The sequence below is a fragment of the Pseudarthrobacter quantipunctorum genome, from assembly GCF_045291495.1.
Lineage (GTDB): Bacteria > Actinomycetota > Actinomycetes > Actinomycetales > Micrococcaceae > Arthrobacter > Arthrobacter quantipunctorum.
On sequence record NZ_CP148033.1, the window covers coordinates 3,872,193 to 3,893,119 of the forward strand.

Below are 20,927 nucleotides of genomic sequence, written 5' to 3' on the forward strand. Positions count from 1 at the left end.
CTACGTTGCGGGCCCGCGCACCCTCCCACCCAGCCGGGCGGTGACCTTCGCTGCGGCGGCGGCGCAGGCCTCCCCCAATGCCTGCAGCCTGTCCTGGGACACCCGGAACCGGGGTGCCGGGATCAGGACGGCGGCAACCACCTCGCCCCGGTGGTCAAAGACGGGAGCTGCCAGACCCACCTCGTCGATGGAGGTTTCGCCGTAGTTGACGGCCCAGCCGCGCCGGATGTCGTCTTTCAGCCGGACCAGGTAGGCGTCCAGGCTGGAGTCGTCCAGGCCCGGGTAGCTGATGGCCCCGCTGCTGAGGAGCGAGCGGACCCGCGGCTCGGGTTCGCGGGCAAGGAACACCTGGACGGAGGCGCTGAGGGCGTCGTTGTACCGGGCTCCCAGCGGAGTGGTGTGCTTGATCTGGTGGTGGCTGGCGATCTGCTCCACGCAAATGGATTCATCACCGCTCCACACCATCAGTGCGCTTGTTTCGCCGGTCTGCTCCGACAGTTCGCGGAGTACGGGATAGGCAACCCGGCGCTCCTCAAGCTCGGCGAGGAGCGGCCCGGCGACGGCAATCAGTCCCAGCCCGAGCCGGAACCGCCGCGTTTCGGCGTCCCGCTCCACCAGGTGCTCCGTCTCGAAGGTGGCCAGGATCCTTGAGACCGTGCTCTTGTGCAGCCCCACGCGGTTGGCGATCTCGGTGACGCCGAGAAGGGGCTCGTCCGCCGTGAAAGTCCGGAGGACCGCAATCGCGTTGACGATGACCGAAGCGCCCTTGCTGTCGCCGTTGCCTGTGGTCTCGGGTTCTGTTGCACTCATGGTGTTACCCATCATTCCCTAAGGGAGGGCCGGAAGCGGCGCCAGGGGGATGGCGCCGCTTCCGGGTGTTCGTTGACGCCGGGGAGGAGATTACGCGCCGATGATGTTGTGCTCGGGGCCGAACGGGAACTTGGTGATGTTCTCCGCGCCGTCCTCGCCCACCACCAGGATGTCGTGCTCGCGGTAGCCGCCGGCGCCTGGCTGGCCGTCCAGGACGGTGATCATCGGTTCCATGGAGACCACCATGCCCGGCTCCAGCACCGTATCGATGTCCTCGCGGAGCTCAAGGCCGGCTTCGCGGCCGTAGTAGTGGCTCAGGACGCCGAACGAGTGGCCGTAGCCGAACGTGCGGTTGGCCAGGAGCCCGTAGCCCACGTAGATCTCGTTGAGCTCAGCGGCGATGTCCTTGCAGACGGCGCCGGGCCTGATCAGCTCCAGGCCGCGCTTGTGGACCTCCACGTTGATGTTCCACAGTTCAAGTGAACGGGCATCCGGTTCACCGTAGAACAGCGTCCGCTCCAGCGCCGTGTAGTAGCCGGAGGTCATGGGGAAGCAGTTCAGGGACAGGATGTCGTGTTCCTGGATCTTGCGGGTGGTGGCCCAGTTGTGGGCGCCGTCGGTGTTGATTCCGGACTGGAACCACACCCAGGTGTCGCGGATCTCTGAGTCGGGGAAGGTCCGGGCGATCTCGTGGACCATCGCCTCGGTGCCGATCAGCGCAACCTCGTACTCGGTGATCCCCGCGGTGATGGCGTTGCGGATGGCTTCGCCGCCCAGGTCACCGATGCGGGCGCCGTGCTTGATGACTTCGATTTCCTCGGCGGACTTGATCATGCGCTGGCGCATGGCTGCCTGGGCCACGTCCACCAGGGTGGCGGACGGAAAGGCCGCCTGGATCTTGTTGCGGTTGTCCAGCGGCAGCGAGTCGTCCTCGACGCCGAGGCGGCGGGGGTTGATACCGCGGGTCCGCAGGACTTCCTGGATGGCGAAGATGTAGTTGTCGCGGCGCCAGTCCGTGTAGACGATGTTGTCGCCGTAGCTGCGGCGCCAAGGCATGCCGGCGTCGATATTGGCGGTAACGGTGACGGTGTCATCCTTGGTGACCACCATGCCGTAGGAGCGTCCGAAGGTGGTGAAGAGGAAGTCGGAGTAGTACTTGATGGAGTGGTAGCTGGTGAGGACGACGGCGTCCAGGTCCTTCTCCCCCATGATGCGGCGCAGGCCGGCCAGGCGGCGCTCGAACTCGGTGTCGGAGAACGTGAGGCTGACCTTCTCGCCGTTCTTGAGGATCTTGGTGCGCTCGAGTTCGGCGATGGTGGTGGCGTTCTCGGTGGTGATGGTCATCGTGGCGATGCCTTTCTCTAATGCATTTCTTGAGGTGCGGTTGGTTTGGTTTTGGGAGGGAAGCTATTCGTGCCGCAGGGGCTCTTTGCAGGTTTCCCTGGAGAGGGACACGGCGATGAGGGAGACGACGGCGGCCGCCACCAGGTACCAGGCCGGTGCCAGGTCGCTTGCGGTTGCGGCGATGAGGAGCGTTGCCATGAACGGGGCGGTGCCGCCGAACAGGGCGTTGGAAAGGTTGAAGCTGACCGCAAAGCCGCTGTAGCGGACCCGGGTGGGGAACATTTCCGCCAGGAAGCTGGGGAGCGTGCCGTCGTTGAGGGTGAGCATGGCGCCCAGCAGGATCTGGACCAGGACGATGACCAGGAAGTTGCCGGTTCCGAGCAGTGCGAAGGCCGGGACCGTCAGGACAATAAAGGCAACCGACGCGCTGATGAGCACCTTCTTGCGCCCGTACCGGTCCGAGAGCATGCCGGTGAGGAAGATGAAGCCGATGTAGGTGATCAGGGCGATGGTGGTGGCCAGGAATGATTCAGTTTCGCCCAGGCCCAGTTCAGAGGACAGGTACGTGGGCATGTAGCTGAGGATCACGTAGAAGCCGACGGCGTTGAGCAGCACGGCGCCGACGGCCTGCAGCAGCTGCCGCCAGTGGTTGCGGAAGAGGCTGGAGACAGGGGCCTTGACGGCGTGGTCCTCTGCGGCGAGTTCCCGGAACACGGGGGTGTCCTCGAGCTTGGTCCGGATGTACCGGCCGATCAGGCCCATGGGGGCCGCCAACAGGAAGGGCAGCCGCCAGCCCCAGCTCTGCATCGCGTCGGTGGAGAGCAAGGTAGTCAGCAGGCCGGCCATGAGTGAACCGAGGAGCAGGCCGGCGGCGGTGCTGGCGGGGACCACGGCGGCGTAGAGGCCGCGGCGGTTGGCGGGGGCATACTCCACCAGGAAGGCCGAGGCGCCGGCGTATTCGCCGGAGGCAGAGAAGCCCTGGACCACCCTGATAATCAGGAGCAGGACGGGCGCCCAGATGCCGATCGTGTCGTAGCCCGGGATCAGGGCTATGCAGAATGTCGCTCCGGACATGATGAGGATTGACAGGGAGAGGGCTGTCCGCCGGCCCACCCTGTCGCCGATGTGGCCCCAGATGAATCCGCCGAGCGGGCGTACCAGGAACGAGATGGCAAAAAGGGCGAAGGTCAGCAGCAGCCCGGTTTGCGGATCGGATTCCGGGAAGAAGACGGTTGCGATGGTGACGGCCAGGTAGCCATAGACGGCGTAGTCGAACCATTCAACGAAGTTGCCGATGAAGCTGGCAGCGATGACCCGGCGCCTGGTTTCCTTGCTGACGGCGTTGTCGGCAGGGGCGGGGCGCGGATCACTCAGGGTGCCGCCCGGGGAGCTGCGGCGGGATGGGGAGGAAGTTTCGTTACTCATGTATCCACCAAAGTGTTTGTGGTTGCATTCAGCGCAACGCTGTTGCAACAGACTAAGGTGTGATGGCCGCCACGGTCAATGGTTGCGGAGCGGGTACTTTTTCGATTTCCCAACGGGACGGTGTGCAACCCTCTCCTCTGACCCAGGCCTGCGCGGCACGTGGAGCGGCATACACACCGGCTCGCTACAGTTGTTGCAGATGCAATAGGGTTGCGCCAGCATTCCAATCCCCCTCGGCGTGCTGTCGCTTTACGCCCACTGCGCGCGGGCGGTCTATTGACACCCCCTATGGCGACTGACATATTTCGAGTAAGCGCTATGCGCATCATGTTGTGCATTACGCAATTAGTGGCACTGAGGAGGAGGAGCTCGCGTGGCGCGACCACCCGTTTGGTTGCCCGGCACCCGCCCATTTGGGTATCCCCCGGAGGGGCCGCAGCTTCTAGACTTGATAGTCGGGCCGGGATCTTTGTCCGGCCAACGAAAGGAACACAGGAACCATGGTTCATAAAGTCAAGGCAGTCATCGCCAAGGAAAAGAACGCTCCGGTGTCAGTGGAGACCATTTTGGTGCCGGATCCGGGCCCGGGCGAAGCCCTCGTGGACATCCTGACGTGCGGTGTGTGCCACACGGACCTGCACTACAAGCAGGGCGCCATCAACGATGACTTCCCCTTCCTGCTGGGCCATGAAGCCACCGGTGTTGTCAGCGCCGTAGGCGACGGCGTTACCTCCATCGCCCCCGGTGACCGCGTGATCCTGAACTGGCGTGCCGTATGCGGTGAATGCCGCGCCTGCGCCAAGGGCCAGCCGCAGTACTGCTTCAACACCGCCAACGCCACCCAGAAAATGACCCTGGAAGACGGCACCGAACTCTCTCCCGCTCTTGGTATCGGGGCCTTCGCCGAGAAAACCCTCGTTGCCGCCGGGCAGTGCACCAAGGTGGACCCCGAGGCTGATGCTGCGGCCGTCGGGCTGCTGGGCTGCGGGGTGATGGCCGGCATCGGTGCCGCCATCAACACCGGCGAGGTCAAGCGCGGAGAGTCCGTCGCGGTGATCGGCTGCGGCGGTGTAGGTATCGCCGCGATCGCCGGCGCCAAGCTCGCCGGGGCCACCACGATCATCGCCGTGGACATCGACGCCAACAAGGTGGACATGGCCAAGTCCCTCGGCGCCACCCACGGCATCGACTCCAGCAAAGAGGACCCCATCGAGGCCATCCGCGCCCTCACCGGAGGCAACGGAGCGGACGTGGTGATTGACGCCGTCGGCCGTCCCGAAACCTACAAGCAGGCGTTCTACGCCCGCGACCTCGCCGGACGCGTGGTCCTGGTGGGCGTCCCGACGCCGGAGATGACGCTGGAACTGCCGCTGCTGGACGTCTTCGGCCGAGGCGGCTCGCTCAAGTCTTCCTGGTACGGGGACTGCCTGCCATCCCGCGACTTCCCCATGCTCGTGGCGCACTACAAGCAGGGCAACCTGGACCTTGACGCCTTCGTCTCGGAGCGCATTACCATCGACCAGGTGGAGGAAGCCTTCGACAAGATGCACGAGGGCAAGGTGCTTCGTTCGGTGGTGGAGCTCTAATGGTCGCCATCGAGAACCTGGTCACCTCGGGCACTTTTTCGCTCGACGGCGGCACCTGGGACGTGGACAACAACGTCTGGATCGTAGGCAATGACGAGGAGTGCGTGATTATCGACTCCCCGCACGACGCCGCCGCGATCATCAACCAGGTCCGGGGCCGGAAGGTCCTTGCCATCCTTCAGACCCACGCACACAACGACCACATCGGTGCTGCGCGTGAAGTTGCCGATGCCGTAGACGCCCCCATCTACCTGAACCCCGAGGACCTGGTCCTCTGGCAGCAGGTTTACCCGGACGCGCGTCCGGACCGGGAACTGGCCGACGGCGACGTGTTCGAGGTGGGCGGGACTGTCCTGCGGGCCATCCATACACCCGGCCACTCCCCCGGCTCCACCTGTTTCTACCTGGAAAGCGAAGGAACGGTCTTCACCGGGGACACACTGTTCAACGGCGGCCCGGGCGCCACCGGACGGTCCTACAGCGACTACCCCACCATCCTGGCCTCGATCCGGGAACGCCTGCTCACCCTTCCGCCCGAAACCGTGGTCCGCACCGGCCACGGCGACAACACCACCATCGGGGCGGAAAAGGAAACGCTGGCAAAGGTTTCGCAGTAGCCGGCGGCACAAGCCACTCGCGCGGGGCGCGCCGGGAATGCCTGGCGCGCCTCCGTAGCGCCGCAGCGGGCAGCAGTACATTCGCAGGGCAGTAAAAGCAGGCACCAGCAGGATCTGTGCCGGTAAGGAAGTTGGAACAATGAAGTTCGGTAAGCAGCCCGCCCCGGTTGCGGATATTGACGAGGACAACCTCGAAGTCCATAAGCCCAAGGCCGAGGCAGCGGGCGTGAAGGCCGTGATGGTCGCACTGGAACGCGCCGTGGCGCAGGCCGGCGTGGCCCGCACGGCGCACTCGCTGCTGCGGCTGAACCAGCGGGGCGGTTTCGACTGCCCCGGCTGCGCGTGGCCGGAGTCGGACAAGAAGCGCAAGACCGCGGAGTTCTGCGAGAACGGCGCCAAGGCCGTGGCGGAGGAGAACACCCTCCGGACCGTCGGCGCCGAATTCTGGGCGAAGCACTCCATCGCCGAGCTCTCCACGAAGACCGAGTACTGGCTTGGCAACCAGGGCCGGCTGAGTGAACCCGTAGTGATCCGGGCAGGTGAGACGCACTATTCACCTATCTCCTGGGGTGATGCCTTCGACCTGATCGGCGAGCACGTGCGGGCCACCACGGCTGATCGCTGCGTCTTCTACACCTCCGGGCGCACCGCGAACGAGACAGCGTTTATGTACCAGCTGTTCGCGCGGGCGCTGGGTACCAACAACCTGCCGGACTGTTCGAACATGTGCCACGAGTCCTCCGGCTCTGCCCTGAACCCGACGATCGGCATAGGCAAGGGCACGGTGTCACTGGATGACATCCATGATTCCGAGCTGATCTTCGTGGTGGGACAGAACCCGGGAACCAACCATCCGCGGATGCTGTCCGCGCTGAAGGAGTGCAAGGACAAGGGCGGCAAGGTGGTGGCCGTGAACCCGCTGCCCGAGGCCGGCCTGTTCAATTTCAAGGATCCCCAGACCGTCTCCGGCGTGGTGGGCGGCGGAACCCCGCTGGCGGACGAATACCTGCAGATTAAGGTGGGCGGTGACCTGGCGCTGTTCCAGGCCCTGGGCCACCTGCTCCTGGCGGAGGAAGAGCGGAACACGGGAACCGTCGTCGACCATTCCTTCATCCAGGCGCAGACGGACGGGTTCGACGCCTACCGCGAGGCCCGCGGGGAGCTGGACTGGGCCGAAACCGAAAAGGCCACGGGGCTGGCCCGGGAACAGATCGAAAAAGTTGCCTCCATGCTGGTGGCATCCAAGGCCACCATCTTCTGCTGGGCCCTGGGCGTGACGCAGCAGCCGCACTCGGTGGACACCATCAAGGAAATGGTCAACGTCCTGCTCCTGCAGGGCAACTTCGGCAAGCCGGGCGCCGGCGCCTGTCCGGTCCGCGGGCACTCCAACGTCCAGGGCGACCGGACCATGGGCATCTGGGAAAAGCCCAAGGAATGGCTCCTGGAAGCGCTGGATACCGAGTTCGGGATCACCTCGCCGCGGCACCACGGGTACGACGCTGTGGAATCGATGGAGGCGTTCGAACGGGACGAGGTGGACGTCTTTGTGTCCATGGGCGGCAACTTCTCCCTGGCCTGTTCAGACACGGAGACCCTGGAAGCCGGGATGCAACGGATCGGGCTGACGGTGCACATCTCCACCAAGCCCAACCGTTCACACGTTGTCCACGGGCGCACCTCACTGATCCTGCCCACCCTGGGCCGGACGGACAAGGATGACAAGCACCCCAAGGGCGCCCAGTTTCTTTCGGTTGAGGATTCGATGTCCGTGGTGCACTCCACCCAGGGCCGCTTGGCCCCGGTTTCCGAGCACCTGCTCGCCGAGCCGGTGATCGTGGCGCGGATGGCCGAGGCGACGTTCGGCCCCAACCATGCGGTGGACTGGAAGGCCATGGCCGAGGACTACGACGTGATCCGGGACCACATTTCCCGCGTGCTGCCCGGCTTCGAGGACTTCAACGCCAGGGTCCGGACCAAGAACGGATTCGTGCTGCCCAACCCGCCGCGCGACACCCGGTCCTTCAAAACCGACATCGGCCGCGGCCGCTTCACGGTCAGCCCGCTGGAATACCTCACCCCGCCGGCCGGGCACCTGGTGCTCCAGACCATCCGCAGCCACGACCAGTACAACACCACCTTTTACGGCCTCGATGACCGGTACCGCGGCATCTCCGGCGGCCGCCGGGTCATCTTGATCCACCCGGAGGACCTGGTGGAACTGGGTTTCAAGGACCGGGACCTGGTGGACGTGGTCAGCACCTTCCGCGGCCACGACCGGCAGGCGGACAAGTTCCGCCTGGTGGCCTACCCCACGGCCAAGGGCTGCGCGGCCGCGTACTTCCCCGAAGCCAACGCCCTGGTCCACAAGGAAAACGTGGCCAGGGTGTCCAACACCCCCGGCTTCAAGGCCATGTTCGTCCGGTTCGTGCCACACCTCGCGGAAACCACTGGCCAGGAGTCTTCCGAAGAACTGGAGCCTGCCGCGGCGGGATAACAGGACGCGAGATGGCAGTTAACGGCAATCCCGGAGGCTCGAACTGCCGTTAACTGCCATCTCGTCGGCAGCCCAAGACGGCAGGGCGTGCCTAGACGGGGTTGTTGCCGTCGTGCTCAGCCTCGGGGTCCAGGTCCGTACCGTAGCCGCTGGCGGACGCGAGCCCTCCCACCTGCTGACCGGCGTTAGTCTGTCCGGGCGTAAAGCCGCTGTCCGGCGTCTCCTGGGGCTCTCCCCCGGATTCCGGTGCGACATCCTGCATCAGGTGCTCGTCTGAAGGAACGTTCTTGGAAACTTCTTCGTCAGCCATTCTTCCAGCCAAGCACCAGGAGCAGGACGAGGCAAGGTTATGCCGCCGGACACCCAGGACCGCAGCCGCCAGATCTACCCGCGAGATGGCACTTAATGGCAATGTCCGGCGCCGGGATTGCGGTTAAGTGCCATCTCGCGGGGGTAGGAAGCGCTATCCGCGGAGGCGCTCCATGCCCGGATCGAACAGCGGCTCAGCCGAGACTGTGGCGGCAATGCGCTTCCCGAAGTACTCGATCTCCACAGAATCACCGATAGACACGGAGGCGGGCAGCCACGCGTACGCGATCGGCTTGCGGACGGAGTAACCGTAGGCGGCGCTCGTGACGTAACCCGCTGCGGAACCGTCCACGTACACAGGTTCCTTGCCCAGCACGATGGACGTGCCGTCGTCGACCGTCAGGCACCGCAGCGCCCGGGTGGCAGGCTGCTCCTTGCGCTCAGCCAGGGCCTCACAACCCACAAAGCCCGTCTTGTCCTTGGCCACGGAGAAACCCAGGCCGGACTCGTACGGGTGGTGCTCGGAGGTCATGTCCGTGCCCCACAGCCGGTAGCCCTTCTCCAGCCGCATGCTGTTGAACGCGCCGCGGCCGGCCGCGATGATGCCGTGTTCCCGGCCCGCCTCGAACAGCAGGTCCCACAGCTTCAACCCGTATTCGGCGGTGGTGTACAGCTCCCAGCCGAGCTCGCCCACGTAGGAGAGCCGCATGGCCGTGACCGGGATGCCCCCAACGGAGATTTCCTTGGTGCGGAAGTACCTCAGGCCGTCGTTGGTCAGGTCGTCGGCGCTGACCTTGCCGATCACCTCGCGCGCCAGCGGCCCCCACAGCCCGATGCAGCAGGTGCTGCCGGTGATGTCGGAAACGTGCACCCACTGGGCCGGATCCGCGGCCGACTGCTTCCGGGCCTCCACCCGCAGGTAGTCGAAGTCCACGTTGCTGTTAACGCCCAGCTGGAAGTCTTCCTCCGCCAGCCGTGCGACGGTCACGTCACTGCGGATGCCGCCGTCGTGCTCCAGCAACAGGCAGTACGTCACCGCACCCGGCTTCTTGGCAATGTTGCCCGTGCTGAGCCGGTGCAGCAGCGCCTGGGCGCCGGGACCCACAACAGACAGCCGCTTCAGCGGCGTCATGTCGAAAAGCCCGACGGCGGTGCGCGTCTTCCACGCTTCGGCGGCGGAGATGGGGGAAGAGAACATGGCTGACCACTCGTCCCGCTCCGGCGTCTGCCACTCTGCCGGCAGCTCCTCAAGCAGGCCGCGGTTGGCCTCGAACCAGTGCGGGCGCTCCCAGCCGGCGGACTCCAGGAAGAAGGCCCCGAGCTCCTTCTGCCGGACGTTGAACGGGCTGACGCGCAGGTCCCGCGGCGATTCCCGGGGCTGCAGCGGGTGCATCACGTCGTAGATCTCCACGAAGTTCTGCTGTGACGTTTCGCTGACATAAGCGTCGGAGGTCTGCACCTTTTCGAAACGGGTGAGCTCGCAGCCGTGCAGGTCGGTGCGCGACCGGCCTTCCACCAGCAGCTCAGCCATTGCCTTGGCCACACCGGCCGAGTGCGTCACCCACACCGCCTCAGCCACAAAGAGGCCTTGGAGGTCCGGGGCCTCGCCCATGAGCGGGCCGCCGTCCGGAGTGAAGGAGAAGATGCCGTTGAAGCCGTCCTGGATCTCGGAGTTGCGCAGGGCCGGAAGGAGATCCTGGCTGTCCTCCCACGCGGGCAGGAAGTCTTCCAGGGTGAACTCCAGGCGGGAGGGCATGCGGTGGTCCGACATTTCCTCTGCGGAGACCTTCGGCAGGGCGGACATGTCCACCGGCATGGGGCGGTGGGCGTAGCTGCCGATGCCGATGCGGTCGCCCCATTCGCGGTAGTACAGGTCCCTGTCCTGGTAGCGCAGGATGGGCTTGCTGGCACCCTTGGGGAGTTCGTTGTCGCCCTCAAGTTCGGGCAGCGGGGTGCTGATGGCGTACTGGTGGGCCAGCGGCAGCAGCGGGACTTCCAGCCCCACCATCTTGCCGAGTTCACGGCCCCAGAAACCTGCACACGACACCACGATGTCCGCCGGAATCAGTCCGTTGTCGGTTTCGACGCCGGTCACCTTGCCACCCTCCTGGGCGATGCCGGTCACCGTGGTGTTGCCCTGGTACGTTACGCCCGCCTCGCTGGAGCGCTCCATCAACAGCTGTACCGCACGGGCGGCCAGGGCCAGGCCGTCGGTGGGGATGAGCAGGCCGCCCAGGACCTCGCGGCCGTCGGTGAGCTTGCCGGTGTTCAGGAGGGGGTAAGTCTTTTCGCATTCGTCGGCGTCGACGATCCGGCTTTCGACGCCCCAGGAGGTCATTACGCCCATCTTGCGCTTGAGGTCTGCCAGGCGCTCGGCGGTGGTTGCCAGCTCCAGGCCGCCCACCTGGTTGAAGCAGGATTCGCCGTCCTTGCTCAGGGCGAGCAGCTTGTTCACCGTGTAGGTGGCGAATTCGGTCATGGTCCGTGACGGGTTGTTCTGGAACACCAGGCCCGGCGCGTGCGAGGTGGAGCCGCCGGCAAGTTCCAGCGGGCCCTGTTCCACCACTGTGATGTTGGTCCAGCCCCGGGTGGCGAGTTCATCGGCAAGGTTGGTTCCGACGATGCCGGCGCCGATGATGACAACGCGTGGTGATGCGCTCATGGGTTTGTTTCTCCTGTTTTGCGTGGCGGGCGTTAGCGGAAGACGACGGTGCGGGTGTTGTTGAGCAGGACCCGGTGCTGGCAGTGCCACCTGACTGCGCGGGACAGTGCCTGCGATTCGGCGTCCCTGCCTACAGTGACCAGTGCATTCGGGTCCAGGCTGTGGTCCACCCTGAACACTTCCTGCTCGATGATCGGGCCCTCGTCCAGGTCTGCGGTGACATAGTGCGCGGTCGCTCCGATGAGCTTCACGCCCCGGTCGTAGGCCTGGTGGTAAGGCTTGGCCCCCTTGAACCCGGGCAGGAAGGAATGGTGAATGTTGATGGCGCGGCCTCGGAGGGTCTTGCTGAGGCCGTCCGAGAGCACCTGCATGTAGCGGGCCAGGACCACCAGGTCCGCCTGGTACTCCTCAACCAGTTCCAGCAGGCGCGCCTCGGCCTGCGGCTTGGTGTCCGCGGTGACCGGCACGTGGATGAACGGCAGGCCTGCGGCTTCCGCCATGGGGCGGAGGTCCTCGTGGTTGGACACCACGACGGCGATCTCCGCACCCAGGCTTCCGGCGCGCCAGCGGAAGATCAGGTCGTTGAGGCAGTGGCCGAACTTCGACACCATCACCAGCACGCGCTGGGGGCTGCCGTCGTGGATGGCGAACTCCATGCCGAACTCGTCGGCAGTCGCGGCGAACTCTGCGCTAAGGCCTTCCGCGGAAACTTCCTTGTCTCCCGGGGTGAAGGCCGTGCGCAGGTAGAGCTTGCCGCTCATGTGGTCATCGAACTGCTGGTGTTCAACGATGTCGAAGCCGCGATCAGCGAGGAATGCGGTGATCGCCCGGACGATTCCGGGGCGCTCCGGGCACGCAAGCGTGAGGACGTACTGTGCGGTGCCGGTACTGCGGACGCTGGGGACGGCGCCGGCTTCCACCGTCGCGTTGGCAGTGGGGCGGCCCTCGAGGACTGTGGTCATGGTCTACTCCTGGTTCTTTGCGGGAACTTGGGTGTCAGCCGGGGAAGCGGCGCAGGGGCCGCCGTCCGAACAGTGCTGATCACATTGGTGCTTGGTAACGAGATCGAACTGGACGCCGCCGTGCTGGTCCACGCCGGTCCGGATGGCGCGCTCCACCACCGAGTCAGCCAGCCGCCGCCGCAGGGACAGCGGATCCCGGCGCAGGTCCTTCACCAGGGCGAAGCAGAGCAGCAGCATGACCAGCACGAACGGCAGGGCTGCCACGATGGTGATGCGCTGGAGGCCGGACAGCGCCTCCGAGGGCTTGTCGCCTCCGGCGAGCAGCATCACTGCCGCCACGGCGCCGGTAAGCAGCCCCCAGAAGATGACCAGCCCGCGTTTTGGTTCGGCAGAACCGTTGGAGCTCAGGGAGGACATCACCAGGGACGCCGAGTCGGCGCCGGTGACAAAGAAGATTCCCACCAAAACCATGGCCAGGACAATGACTGCTCCGGTCAGCCAGCCCGGCATGGCCAGGTTGTTGACGAGGTCGAACAGTGCTCCGTCGAAGTCGATGGACGGTGATCCGTCAGTCATGGCCACCAGCCCCGGCTGGTTCGCCTGGTCCGCTTTCTCCTGGACCTTGAACGCGGCGCCGCCGAAGATGCCGAACCAGATGACACTGACAACGCTTGGGACCAGCAGGACGCCGGTGACGAACTGGCGGATGGTGCGTCCACGGCTGATGCGGGCAATGAACATGCCCACGAAGGGCGTCCAGGACACCCACCATGCCCAGTAGAAGATGGTCCAGCCGGACATCCAGGTGCGCAGGGCCTCGTCCCCCACGGCCTCGGTGCGGGACGCCATCTCGGCCAGGTCCCTGGCGTAGTCGCCCACCGCTGCCGGGATGAGGTTGAGGATGAAGAGCGTGGGGCCGGCGATGAAGACGATGAGCGCCAGGACCACGGCCAGGACCATGTTGATATTGGACAGCCACTGGATGCCGCGGCTGATGCCGGACACTGCTGAGGCCACAAAGCAGGCGGTCAGGACGGCGACAATGGCCACGAGCACGGGCGTACCCACCTCGCCCATCCAGCCGTTTGAGCTCAGCCCGCTGCCGATCTGCAGGGCGCCGAGTCCCAGGGAGGCCGCCGTACCGAACAGCGTGGCAAAGATCGCCAGGATGTTGATGAACTTTCCTACCGGCCCTTCCACCGTCCTGATGCCGAACAGGGACGTAAAGGCGGCGGAGATCAGTTGCCTGCGGCCCAGGCGGTAGGTGCCGTAGGCCATGGCGATTCCCACGACGGCGTACATCGCCCAGGGATGCAGGGTCCAGTGGAAGATGGAGGTGGCCATGGCCGTCTGGATGGCAGCGGGCGTCCGGCCGTCCACGGTGCCGGGCGGTGGCGCGATGTAGTGGTAAAGCGGCTCGGCTACGCCGTAGAACATCAGGCCGATGCCCATGCCGGCCGCGAACATCATGGCGATCCATGAGACCGTCCGGAATTCGGGCCTTTCCCCGTCCTTGCCGAGCGGGATGTTGCCCCATTTGCCCAGGGCCAGCCACAGGACAAAAACGACGAACAGCGAAGCCAGGACCATAAAGAGCCAGCCGGTGTATTCCATCACCCAATCAAGGGCCAGCGTGGAGGTTGCGGCCAGGCTGTCCCGGCCCAGGAAGCCCCAGGCCACAAACGCCAGGGCCAGGATGCCGGTGATACCGAAGGTCGCCTTGTCGAGGGTGAGCTTACGGTTCCGCCGCTCCGCAACAGCCTGCTCGGCCTTGGTCTGGCGGAGTTCCTGCATGATCTGCTGGGTGTCCTCCGCGACGTGTGAATCATGGGTGGACGGAGAGTTCTCCGGTGCAGGAATGGGTTGGGGATCCTTGAGCTCAAGAGGGGTTTGGGCATCCGGGCGGATGTCGCTGTTCAAAGCCATGGCAGGTCCTTTGGTTTGAATTCATTGGGCGTTGTACTCCGGCGTCCCCAGGCCGGTCGGAAGGTCGAGCTTCTTGGCATTCAGTGAGCAGAATCAGCTTTGTACTTAGCAGGTCAGTTGTTCCGCAAGGATCAACGCGTCTCGTAATAAGCAACAGCGTGGCGCGGGCCACAGCGGCATGTCAAGGTTTTTTTGCTTTCTTAAGCCCTATTTCAGGGGTTTCGGCTGCATCTTGACAGCGGCCCCGGGACAGAGTCAGGCATCGATCACCAGGTCCGTCTGCGGGGTGGAGCAGCAGGGCAGGAACTTTCCCGCGGAGATTTCCCGTGCGCGGATTCCGCCCTGGTGGTTCATCTCGATGTCCCCTGAAAGCTTGACGACCTTGCAGGAGCCGCACATGCCTTCCTTGCAGTTTGCGCCAATCCGGACACCCGCACGCTGGGCCACCTCGAGGATGCGCTCGGTGGGGTCGATCCGCACATTGATGCCCGTACGCATGAAGGACATGGTGAGGCTGCCTGTTCCCACCGTGTCGAAGCTCGAGGCATCAGCGGGACCGGCTTCCGGCTCCCCGCCCGGGCTGTCGGCGGAGGGGCCGGAACCGGGTACATCCGGGTTGCTGACTTCCAGCGGCAGTCCCGAGGCCTGCAGCGTTCCGTCGGCGTCGTAGCCGGGCTCGTAGAGCCCGAACGCGGCGGGCTGGCTTTCAAAGTAGTCCTCGGCGGATTCGGCGATCTCCTCGGCGATTTCCTCCGCGACGTCGGCCGCAAGTGCCACCTCCGCCTGGTATTCAAGGAGCGTCTGGCGGTCTCCGGAGAAGAACTCCACGTAGATGGAGGTGTCGTCGACACCGACCTTCTTGAGCAGTTCGGTGGCGGTGTTCAGGTAACCCTCAGGACCGCAGGCGTACACCTGGCGTCCGTTGGCGTCCGGGGCCACCTCCTCGAGCATGTCCGCCGTCAGCCTTCCGCTGAGTCCTTCCCACCCCTCCGGCACGCTGCGGTCGCCCAGGGAGTAGTACACCTTGACGCGCGGGTCTACGGAGGCGATGTAGGCCAATTCCCGGTGGAAGGCAAAGCCTCCGGCATCCGAGCCGTGGTAGAGCACCACAACATCGGCGTGTCCGGGCAGGGAGTGGATGGTCCGCACCATGGACATGATGGGAGTGATGCCTGCGCCGGCGGCAAGCAAGAGGTACCGTGCCCGCCGGTCCGCATCGGGGAGGTGGAATGCCCCCACCGGTCCCAGCATCTCAAGAACCGTGCCCGGCTTGATGTTCTCGTGCACCCATGGCGAGACCAGTCCCGTGGGGTCGCACTTGACCGTGATGCTGAAGGTCCACGGCTGGGTGGGCGAACTGGACAGCGAGTAGCTGCGGTCTACCGGTTCCTGGTCCTCGCCATTCACGGGAAACGCGACGTTCACGTACTGGCCCGCGCGGAACGCCAGGGGCGCACCGTCGCAGCGGCGGAACACGAAGGTCATCATGGCGCCGGCCTCGGGAACGGTCTCGACGCATTCGGCGGTGAACTCCTGCGGATGCCATGGGCCCAAGGCACGGGCTGCCCGGGCGGGCGTCTCGGTGCTTCCCATCACCCTGTTCCACGGCATCTCAAGACCGCGGATACGCTGTGGTTCCTGGATTGCCGTTTCGGTGAGGAGTTCAATCATGCCAAGTGCTCCTGCACGCGCTGCACGTACCAGTTGATGAAGGCCTCGACCTGGTATTCGCTCTTCATGTAGGGACCGGGCTCGTAGGCAGGGCTGCCGGCACCCTGCTGGCAGAGCTCCACGAACGCCTTGTCCTGCAGGTTCGTCTGCTTCCAGGTGTAGGTGAGCTTCTCCAGGTCGTAGTCGACGCCCTCCACGGCGTCATCAGCCACCAGCCACGTGGTGCGTACCAGGCTCTGGTGTTCGTTGATGGGGAAGACACCGAACGTGATGACGTGGTCGCCGAGGAAATGGAACCAGCTGTTGGGCTGCAGGTGCATCGAGCAGCGGCCCAGGCGGAAGTCGCGCAAGTCGCCGAGCAGCTTTTTGGAAAGCCTGCGCCCGTCGGCGGAGAACGATTCACCCTCTCCATCGAGCGATTCCCGTGAGATCCGGATTCCCGCGATGCGCGTGTCAAGCTGCTCGACCACCTCGTAGGGAAGGCCGTAGCGGCGGCAACGTTCCTCGAGGGAGGCCTGGGCCGCCTTGTTCCGGTCCCACACTTCCTCAAGATGGGTCGGGATCAGGCCCTCCGTCAGGCCCCAGGTGGGAAAGAGGGAGCAGGCGAGCTCAGGGTGTCCGTCGCAGTGGTAGCACTCGCGGTTGTTCTCCATGACGAGCTTCCAGTTGCCCTCTTCGATGATGTTCTGCTGGTAGGCGATCTTTGTCTTCGAGAGATCGTGGGGCGCCAGGTAGGGCTCAAAGATCTTTGCGGTTTCGTCGAAGTCCGCCGGCGGTTCATCCGCAATGCAGACGAAGATCAGTCCGGCGACCTCACGGCCGTGGGCGCGCTTGAGGCCGAAGCAGCTCTTGTCGAACTTTGTTTCCCCCGGCGCGGAGGCATGGATCAGGTTGCCCTCCGGGGAGTAGGTCCAGGAGTGGTAGCCGCAGACCAGGTTTCCAGTTGACCCGGCAGCTTCGGTGAGGACGCGGGCGCCGCGGTGGCGGCATACGTTATGCAGGACGTTCACGCCGCCGTCGTCGTTGCGCAGCACAATCAGGGAGTAGGGCCCGTAGTCGACGGTGACGTAGTCGCCCGGCTCCGGGAGCTCCGCGGTGCTGGCGGCAAAGATCCAGTGCCGGCCGAAAATGGCCTCCATGTCGATGTTGAAGATCGAGCGATCGGTGTAGAAGGGTGCATCGAGGGAGTAGCCGGTGCGCCGGAACTCAAACAACGCGGCAATTTCTGCCAGCTGCTCGGCAGGCAATGATGCAGCGAGTTTTGCGCGTGAATTGAGGGGCACGTTCACTGAAGCAGTCATGGGTTTTCTCCCGGGAGGCATGGGTAGCGGGTGTTGCGTGTCAACCACGGGGTCGCGGGTGCCAGCGGCGTGGTCGAAGACCTTGTAGTGATGAGATTAGGGACACATGAACTGCAACAAAAGCGCAAGATTTTGAAGATAACCATGCAGAATAGGTGCATGATCGATCCAAGGCTCATTACCCTCCGCGTGTTCGCCCGGTGCGGCACCATAGGCGCGACCGCGGAGCTCACGGGCTATTCCCCCTCTGCCGTCTCCGCGCAATTGCGGGAGCTCCAGCGTGTGCTTGGAATGCAGCTGCTGGCGAAAGACGGCCGGGGCGTGCGACTTACCGCCACGGGACGCTTCCTGGTGGCGGGCTCGGATCCACTCATTGCCCAGTGGGAGAGCCTGCGCGCCTCAGCCATGGAGGCCGGCGACCAGGTGCAGCCCCACTTTGGCCTCGGCGGATTCTCCTCCGCAGCCGCCCACTTGCTCGCGCCGCTGGCCGCTGCCCTGCGCACAACACGCCCCCTGCTCGAAGTGCAGGTTCTTGAGGCTGATCCGGCCCGCTGCTTCGACTTGTTGGTTGCGGAACGAATCGACCTTGCAGTCATTGTCGCCATGCAGTCCGAAAGTTATGGTGAGGACGATCCGCGCTTCGAGCAGAGAGTCCTGCTCGACGATCCACTGGACGTGATCATTCCCCGTGACCATCCGCTGGCATCACGGGAGACAGCGACGCTCGAAGAGCTGGCTTCGGAACCCTGGATCACGGAGACCGCCGGTTCCACCTACCATTCCCTCTTCACCGCGGCGTTCACGGCAGTGGGGGTGACACCTCGGATTGCCCATGAAGCCATTGAATGGGAAACCCACATCGCATTCGTGGGTGCGGGCCTGGGCGTCGGCCTGCTGCCCCGGCTGGCGCCCCTGCATGGTGCCGAAAACGTGGTCCGGCTGCGCATCACCGGCAAGGCCAAACCCACGCGCCGCATTGTGGCCGCGGTGCGCCGGGGCAGCATCGCCTCACCCCTGATCCAGGAGTCGCTCGGCATCCTGCAGGCCAACGCCAACCGGATCCTCACCGCCCGGCTTGAAGAGGATCTCTAAGAGCTGCCGGCGTGGGGCGCCCTGGCGTTTGGCAGCTTCCTTATCCCTCCCCCCGGGACGCCGGAGCCTCAGCGCGGGGTGTAGCCCATCTTGGCGCTCACCTGGAGGCCCGCCTCCTTGAGGCCCCCGGCCAGCCCCGGCTCTTTCGCAGGGTCGAAGCGGAAGGCCGGACCGGAGATGCTGATGGCGCCAATGACCGTTCCCAGGTGGCTGTACACCGGCACGGACATGGAGTTGATCCCGATTTCGAATTCCTCTTGGGTGACGGCGTAGCCGTCCCGTGCCACGGTAATCAGCTCGGTTTCAAGCTCTTTGCGGTTGGTAATAGTGCGCGGGGTGCGTGCCGGCAGGCCTGTCTCCTTCAGGATCCGGTCCCGGTCATCCACGGACAGCGCGGCCAGCAGGACTTTACCGCTGGAGGTGGCGTGCAGCGGGGTCAGGCTGCCCACCCAGTCATACGTGGCCAGCGTTGAGGGCCCCATCGCCTGGTCAACGTTCACCGCGTAGTTGGAGCGCAGCACGGCAAGGTTCACGGTCTCCTTGAACTGGTCCGCCAGCGCCTCCAGGACCGGACGGGCCTCCCGCACCAGGCTCAACCTGCCGGGGATGGAGCTGGCCAGGCGCAGGATGCCGAATCCCAGCTGGTACTTTCCGCGTTCACTGTTCTGGTGCACCATTTCCCGGCTCACCAGTGATCCCAGCAGCCGCGAAACAGTGGACTTGTGGATGCCCATTTCCTCGGCGATGTCGCTCACGCCGGCGTGGCCGTCCCGCGCCAGGATCTCAAGTACCGCGAGGGCGCGGTCCACTGACTGGACGCCGCCGTGGCCCGCTTCAGCATCGACGTCGGGTTCGCGCTCATTGTTCGAAGCCATGGCTAATACTCTCAAGTAGCAAGCGCCGCGTGAAATCAACCAGATGCGCAGATCAGCGCAGGCCACCGCTGGGCGCGGTAACGACGGCGGCCCCCACCTCCGCGTGGGGGCCGCCGTTTCGCCTGGCCGGCTACTCGAACGAACGGATGGTGATGCCGGAGAAGGTTGCAGGGCCGCCGTCTGCATAGAAGGAGATCCCGGCGTCCCCGTCCGCGAAGTGCACCTGCTGCGAGATCACTGTGTGGCCTGCGTTGATGAAGACTTCTACGCTCTGGGTGTCCACGAAGATGCGCAAGTGCACCGAGCGTGCGGCAGCGTCGATGGGCGCCCCGGCCCGGGTATATGGGACCAGCGAGTAGCCGGCAAGGTCCGAGGGTGCACGGTCCACGTACAGCTCGCTGCCGTACTTGCCGATGTTTGTGTGGCGTGCGCCGTCGGCGGAGCGGCCCACCGAGACCCCGATGTTCGTGGCGGTGTCCCAGGTGATGTCGAGTTCCAGCTCGTAGGCCCGGCCGCACCAGGGCAGGATGTAGCTGCCGTTCACGGTCCGGTCCGGGAGCGTGGTGGTTGAAGCGGCGTAGTTCGAGAGCGCTGCAACGGGGCTGCTGAGCAGGCTGTACCAGCCGCCTCCCTGGCGTGCCAGGCGCAGCTCCCGCACGATCGAGTTTTGCCCGTTGTACCCGTCGGAGGCGTCGGTGGGAACGTCCCGGGCGGCGTACTTCCAGTTGTTCATCCAGCCGATCGCGTACCGCCGCGTCGCGGGAGCTTCTGCAGCCGGCCACGTCACCGCGCCGTACCAGTCCCAGCCCCAGTCCAGCCATTGCGGATTGGTGACGTCGTCGGCCAGGAACTGCTCCCCGTCCCACGTTCCCGTCCAGTAGGCGTAGGTCATGGGCAGCCCGACGCTGTAGGCGTCCATGCTGGCGCCGAGCACCCAATGGCTGGTGCCGTCGTCGGCCGTCATCTCGAACAGGTCAGGGCACTCAATGCCGCCCAGCGCGGGGTTGGGGAAGTCGAAGTTGCGCTTCAGCTGCCAGTCGCGCAGGTTCGGGGACGTATAGAAGGCCGCATACCGTGCCCTGCCGATCACGCAGACCCACTCGCTGCGCGCCGCGTCCCAGTGGACCTTGGGATCCCGGAACCATTCGGCGTTGTCGATTTCCGCCTGCGCGACCGCAGCCCTGCCGTCCGTATTCACGATGACCGGGTCCGGCAGCGCAGTGAACGTGTAGCCGCCGTCCGTTGACCAGTACAGGTACTGGTCCTGGTACTTGCGGATGCCGCCGGTGGGCTGGGTGGCAAGGACTACGACGGCCCCCGCGCCGAAGCCCGCCGTGTTGGCGGTGTCCACCACGGCCGATCCGGACCACACCGGGAAATCTGGTTGCAGCGGCAGCGCATCGCCGTGGTGGGTGAATGCCACGCCATCTGCCGTGGTGGCGTGGTCCCAGCCGCCCTGGCCGTTGTTCTGCGTGGAGTGCAGGTAGTAGAGGTGGTATTTGCCGTCCAGGAATACCGGGCGCTGCGGATCGCACAGCCAGCCGGCAGGCGGCGTCATGTGGTACGCGGCCCGCAGTGAGGCCTGTGCGGCCCCGGCCGGTACGGCAGATGTGGCGCTGCCCATGAACACGGCAAGCGCTCCTGCGCCGGTGCCCTGCAGGACGTGGCGGCGGGAAAAGGCATGTGTCATCGTTGACTTCCTCTCAGGGGGCGGCTGTTCCGCCGGGCGCTCGGGGTGATGGAACCTTCGCTGGTTCGCTGATGGGATCATCGGCTTGCTTAAGCGCTTTAGCAGAAGAACATACCCAGCGGCAACCGTGTGGTCAAGCGTTTCAGCAAAAATGAACCCCTCC

The 20,927-nt window shown here is 65.1% G+C and carries 15 protein-coding genes; 4 read left to right on the plus strand and 11 right to left on the minus strand.

What is annotated here, in order from left to right; translation table 11 throughout:
- The 3 genes from WHH00_RS17695 to WHH00_RS17705 form a co-directional block, all read right to left on the minus strand.
- Window positions 1–810 carry an IclR family transcriptional regulator gene (locus WHH00_RS17695; protein ID WP_406634841.1) on the minus strand — a complete coding sequence of 270 codons (810 nt, stop codon included), beginning with the start codon at window positions 808–810 and terminating at the stop codon, window positions 1–3.
- A 90-nt stretch (window positions 811–900) separates the two neighbouring features.
- Window positions 901–2,154 (minus strand): aminopeptidase P family protein, encoded by a 1,254-nt coding sequence (locus WHH00_RS17700; protein ID WP_406634843.1) that lies wholly within the window; start codon window positions 2,152–2,154, stop codon window positions 901–903.
- 63 nt (window positions 2,155–2,217) lie between these two features.
- A complete protein-coding gene (locus WHH00_RS17705; protein ID WP_066273021.1) occupies window positions 2,218–3,579 on the minus strand; it encodes an MFS transporter in 1,362 nt (453 codons plus the stop codon).
- A 500-nt stretch (window positions 3,580–4,079) separates the two neighbouring features.
- On the opposite strand from WHH00_RS17705, the gene WHH00_RS17710 reads away from it, so the two are divergent.
- From WHH00_RS17710 to WHH00_RS17720, 3 genes are all read left to right on the plus strand, one after another.
- Window positions 4,080–5,165: an S-(hydroxymethyl)mycothiol dehydrogenase gene (locus WHH00_RS17710; protein WP_406634845.1), complete on the plus strand. Its 1,086-nt coding sequence runs from the start codon at window positions 4,080–4,082 to the stop codon at window positions 5,163–5,165.
- Complete coding sequence (locus WHH00_RS17715) at window positions 5,165–5,782, plus strand: MBL fold metallo-hydrolase (protein ID WP_406634847.1); 618 nt, start codon at window positions 5,165–5,167, stop codon at window positions 5,780–5,782. The genes WHH00_RS17710 and WHH00_RS17715 overlap by 1 nt, the downstream gene beginning before the upstream one ends.
- 139 nt (window positions 5,783–5,921) lie before the next feature.
- Window positions 5,922–8,276, plus strand: a complete 2,355-nt coding sequence (locus tag WHH00_RS17720; RefSeq protein WP_406634849.1) for an FdhF/YdeP family oxidoreductase — start codon at window positions 5,922–5,924, stop codon at window positions 8,274–8,276.
- A 91-nt stretch (window positions 8,277–8,367) separates the two neighbouring features.
- Here WHH00_RS17720 and WHH00_RS17725 read toward each other — a convergent pair whose 3' ends face one another.
- From WHH00_RS17725 to WHH00_RS17750, 6 genes are all read right to left on the minus strand, one after another.
- On the minus strand, window positions 8,368–8,586 hold the full coding sequence (locus WHH00_RS17725) for a hypothetical protein (RefSeq protein ID WP_406634851.1): 219 nt from the start codon (window positions 8,584–8,586) through the stop codon (window positions 8,368–8,370).
- Window positions 8,587–8,739: 153 nt separating this feature from the next.
- Complete coding sequence (locus tag WHH00_RS17730) at window positions 8,740–11,247, minus strand: FAD-dependent oxidoreductase (protein ID WP_406634853.1); 2,508 nt, start codon at window positions 11,245–11,247, stop codon at window positions 8,740–8,742.
- A 32-nt stretch (window positions 11,248–11,279) separates the two neighbouring features.
- Complete coding sequence (purU, locus tag WHH00_RS17735) at window positions 11,280–12,209, minus strand: formyltetrahydrofolate deformylase (RefSeq protein WP_406634855.1); 930 nt, start codon at window positions 12,207–12,209, stop codon at window positions 11,280–11,282.
- A gap of 3 nt (window positions 12,210–12,212) precedes the next feature.
- A complete protein-coding gene (locus tag WHH00_RS17740) occupies window positions 12,213–14,135 on the minus strand; it encodes a BCCT family transporter (protein ID WP_406634857.1) in 1,923 nt (640 codons plus the stop codon).
- Between the two features lie 255 nt (window positions 14,136–14,390).
- Window positions 14,391–15,806, minus strand: coding sequence for a ferredoxin reductase (locus WHH00_RS17745; protein WP_406634859.1), 1,416 nt, complete (start codon window positions 15,804–15,806; stop codon window positions 14,391–14,393).
- Window positions 15,803–17,107: an SRPBCC family protein gene (locus WHH00_RS17750; RefSeq protein WP_406634861.1), complete on the minus strand. Its 1,305-nt coding sequence runs from the start codon at window positions 17,105–17,107 to the stop codon at window positions 15,803–15,805. The genes WHH00_RS17745 and WHH00_RS17750 overlap by 4 nt, the downstream gene beginning before the upstream one ends.
- Before the next feature lie 159 nt (window positions 17,108–17,266).
- On the opposite strand from WHH00_RS17750, the gene WHH00_RS17755 reads away from it, so the two are divergent.
- Window positions 17,267–18,199, plus strand: a complete 933-nt coding sequence (locus tag WHH00_RS17755; RefSeq protein ID WP_406634863.1) for a LysR family transcriptional regulator — start codon at window positions 17,267–17,269, stop codon at window positions 18,197–18,199.
- Window positions 18,200–18,267: 68 nt separating this feature from the next.
- On the opposite strand, the gene WHH00_RS17760 is transcribed toward WHH00_RS17755, so the two are convergent.
- Both WHH00_RS17760 and WHH00_RS17765 read right to left on the minus strand, forming a co-directional pair.
- Window positions 18,268–19,074, minus strand: a complete 807-nt coding sequence (locus WHH00_RS17760; protein ID WP_406634865.1) for an IclR family transcriptional regulator — start codon at window positions 19,072–19,074, stop codon at window positions 18,268–18,270.
- Window positions 19,075–19,204: 130 nt separating this feature from the next.
- Window positions 19,205–20,764 carry a glycoside hydrolase family 32 protein gene (locus tag WHH00_RS17765; RefSeq protein ID WP_406634867.1) on the minus strand — a complete coding sequence of 520 codons (1,560 nt, stop codon included), beginning with the start codon at window positions 20,762–20,764 and terminating at the stop codon, window positions 19,205–19,207.
- Window positions 20,765–20,927: the final 163 nt, after the last annotated feature.

Excerpts from the sequence above, each read along its gene's own strand:
- WHH00_RS17750 (WP_406634861.1), bottom strand. The coding sequence starts at position 17,107 with ATGACTGCTTCAGTGAACGTGCCCCTCAATTCACGCGCAAAACTCGCT.
- WHH00_RS17760 (WP_406634865.1), bottom strand. The coding sequence starts at position 19,074 with ATGGCTTCGAACAATGAGCGCGAACCCGACGTCGATGCTGAAGCGGGC.
- WHH00_RS17740 (WP_406634857.1), bottom strand. The coding sequence starts at position 14,135 with ATGGCTTTGAACAGCGACATCCGCCCGGATGCCCAAACCCCTCTTGAG.
- WHH00_RS17705 (WP_066273021.1), bottom strand. The coding sequence starts at position 3,579 with ATGAGTAACGAAACTTCCTCCCCATCCCGCCGCAGCTCCCCGGGCGGC.
- WHH00_RS17710 (WP_406634845.1), top strand. The coding sequence starts at position 4,080 with ATGGTTCATAAAGTCAAGGCAGTCATCGCCAAGGAAAAGAACGCTCCG.
- WHH00_RS17720 (WP_406634849.1), top strand. The coding sequence starts at position 5,922 with ATGAAGTTCGGTAAGCAGCCCGCCCCGGTTGCGGATATTGACGAGGAC.
- WHH00_RS17755 (WP_406634863.1), top strand. The coding sequence starts at position 17,267 with ATGATCGATCCAAGGCTCATTACCCTCCGCGTGTTCGCCCGGTGCGGC.
- WHH00_RS17765 (WP_406634867.1), bottom strand. The coding sequence starts at position 20,764 with ATGACACATGCCTTTTCCCGCCGCCACGTCCTGCAGGGCACCGGCGCA.
- WHH00_RS17700 (WP_406634843.1), bottom strand. The coding sequence starts at position 2,154 with ATGACCATCACCACCGAGAACGCCACCACCATCGCCGAACTCGAGCGC.
- WHH00_RS17725 (WP_406634851.1), bottom strand. The coding sequence starts at position 8,586 with ATGGCTGACGAAGAAGTTTCCAAGAACGTTCCTTCAGACGAGCACCTG.
- WHH00_RS17715 (WP_406634847.1), top strand. The coding sequence starts at position 5,165 with ATGGTCGCCATCGAGAACCTGGTCACCTCGGGCACTTTTTCGCTCGAC.
- WHH00_RS17730 (WP_406634853.1), bottom strand. The coding sequence starts at position 11,247 with ATGAGCGCATCACCACGCGTTGTCATCATCGGCGCCGGCATCGTCGGA.
- WHH00_RS17695 (WP_406634841.1), bottom strand. The coding sequence starts at position 810 with ATGAGTGCAACAGAACCCGAGACCACAGGCAACGGCGACAGCAAGGGC.
- purU (WP_406634855.1), bottom strand. The coding sequence starts at position 12,209 with ATGACCACAGTCCTCGAGGGCCGCCCCACTGCCAACGCGACGGTGGAA.
- WHH00_RS17745 (WP_406634859.1), bottom strand. The coding sequence starts at position 15,806 with ATGATTGAACTCCTCACCGAAACGGCAATCCAGGAACCACAGCGTATC.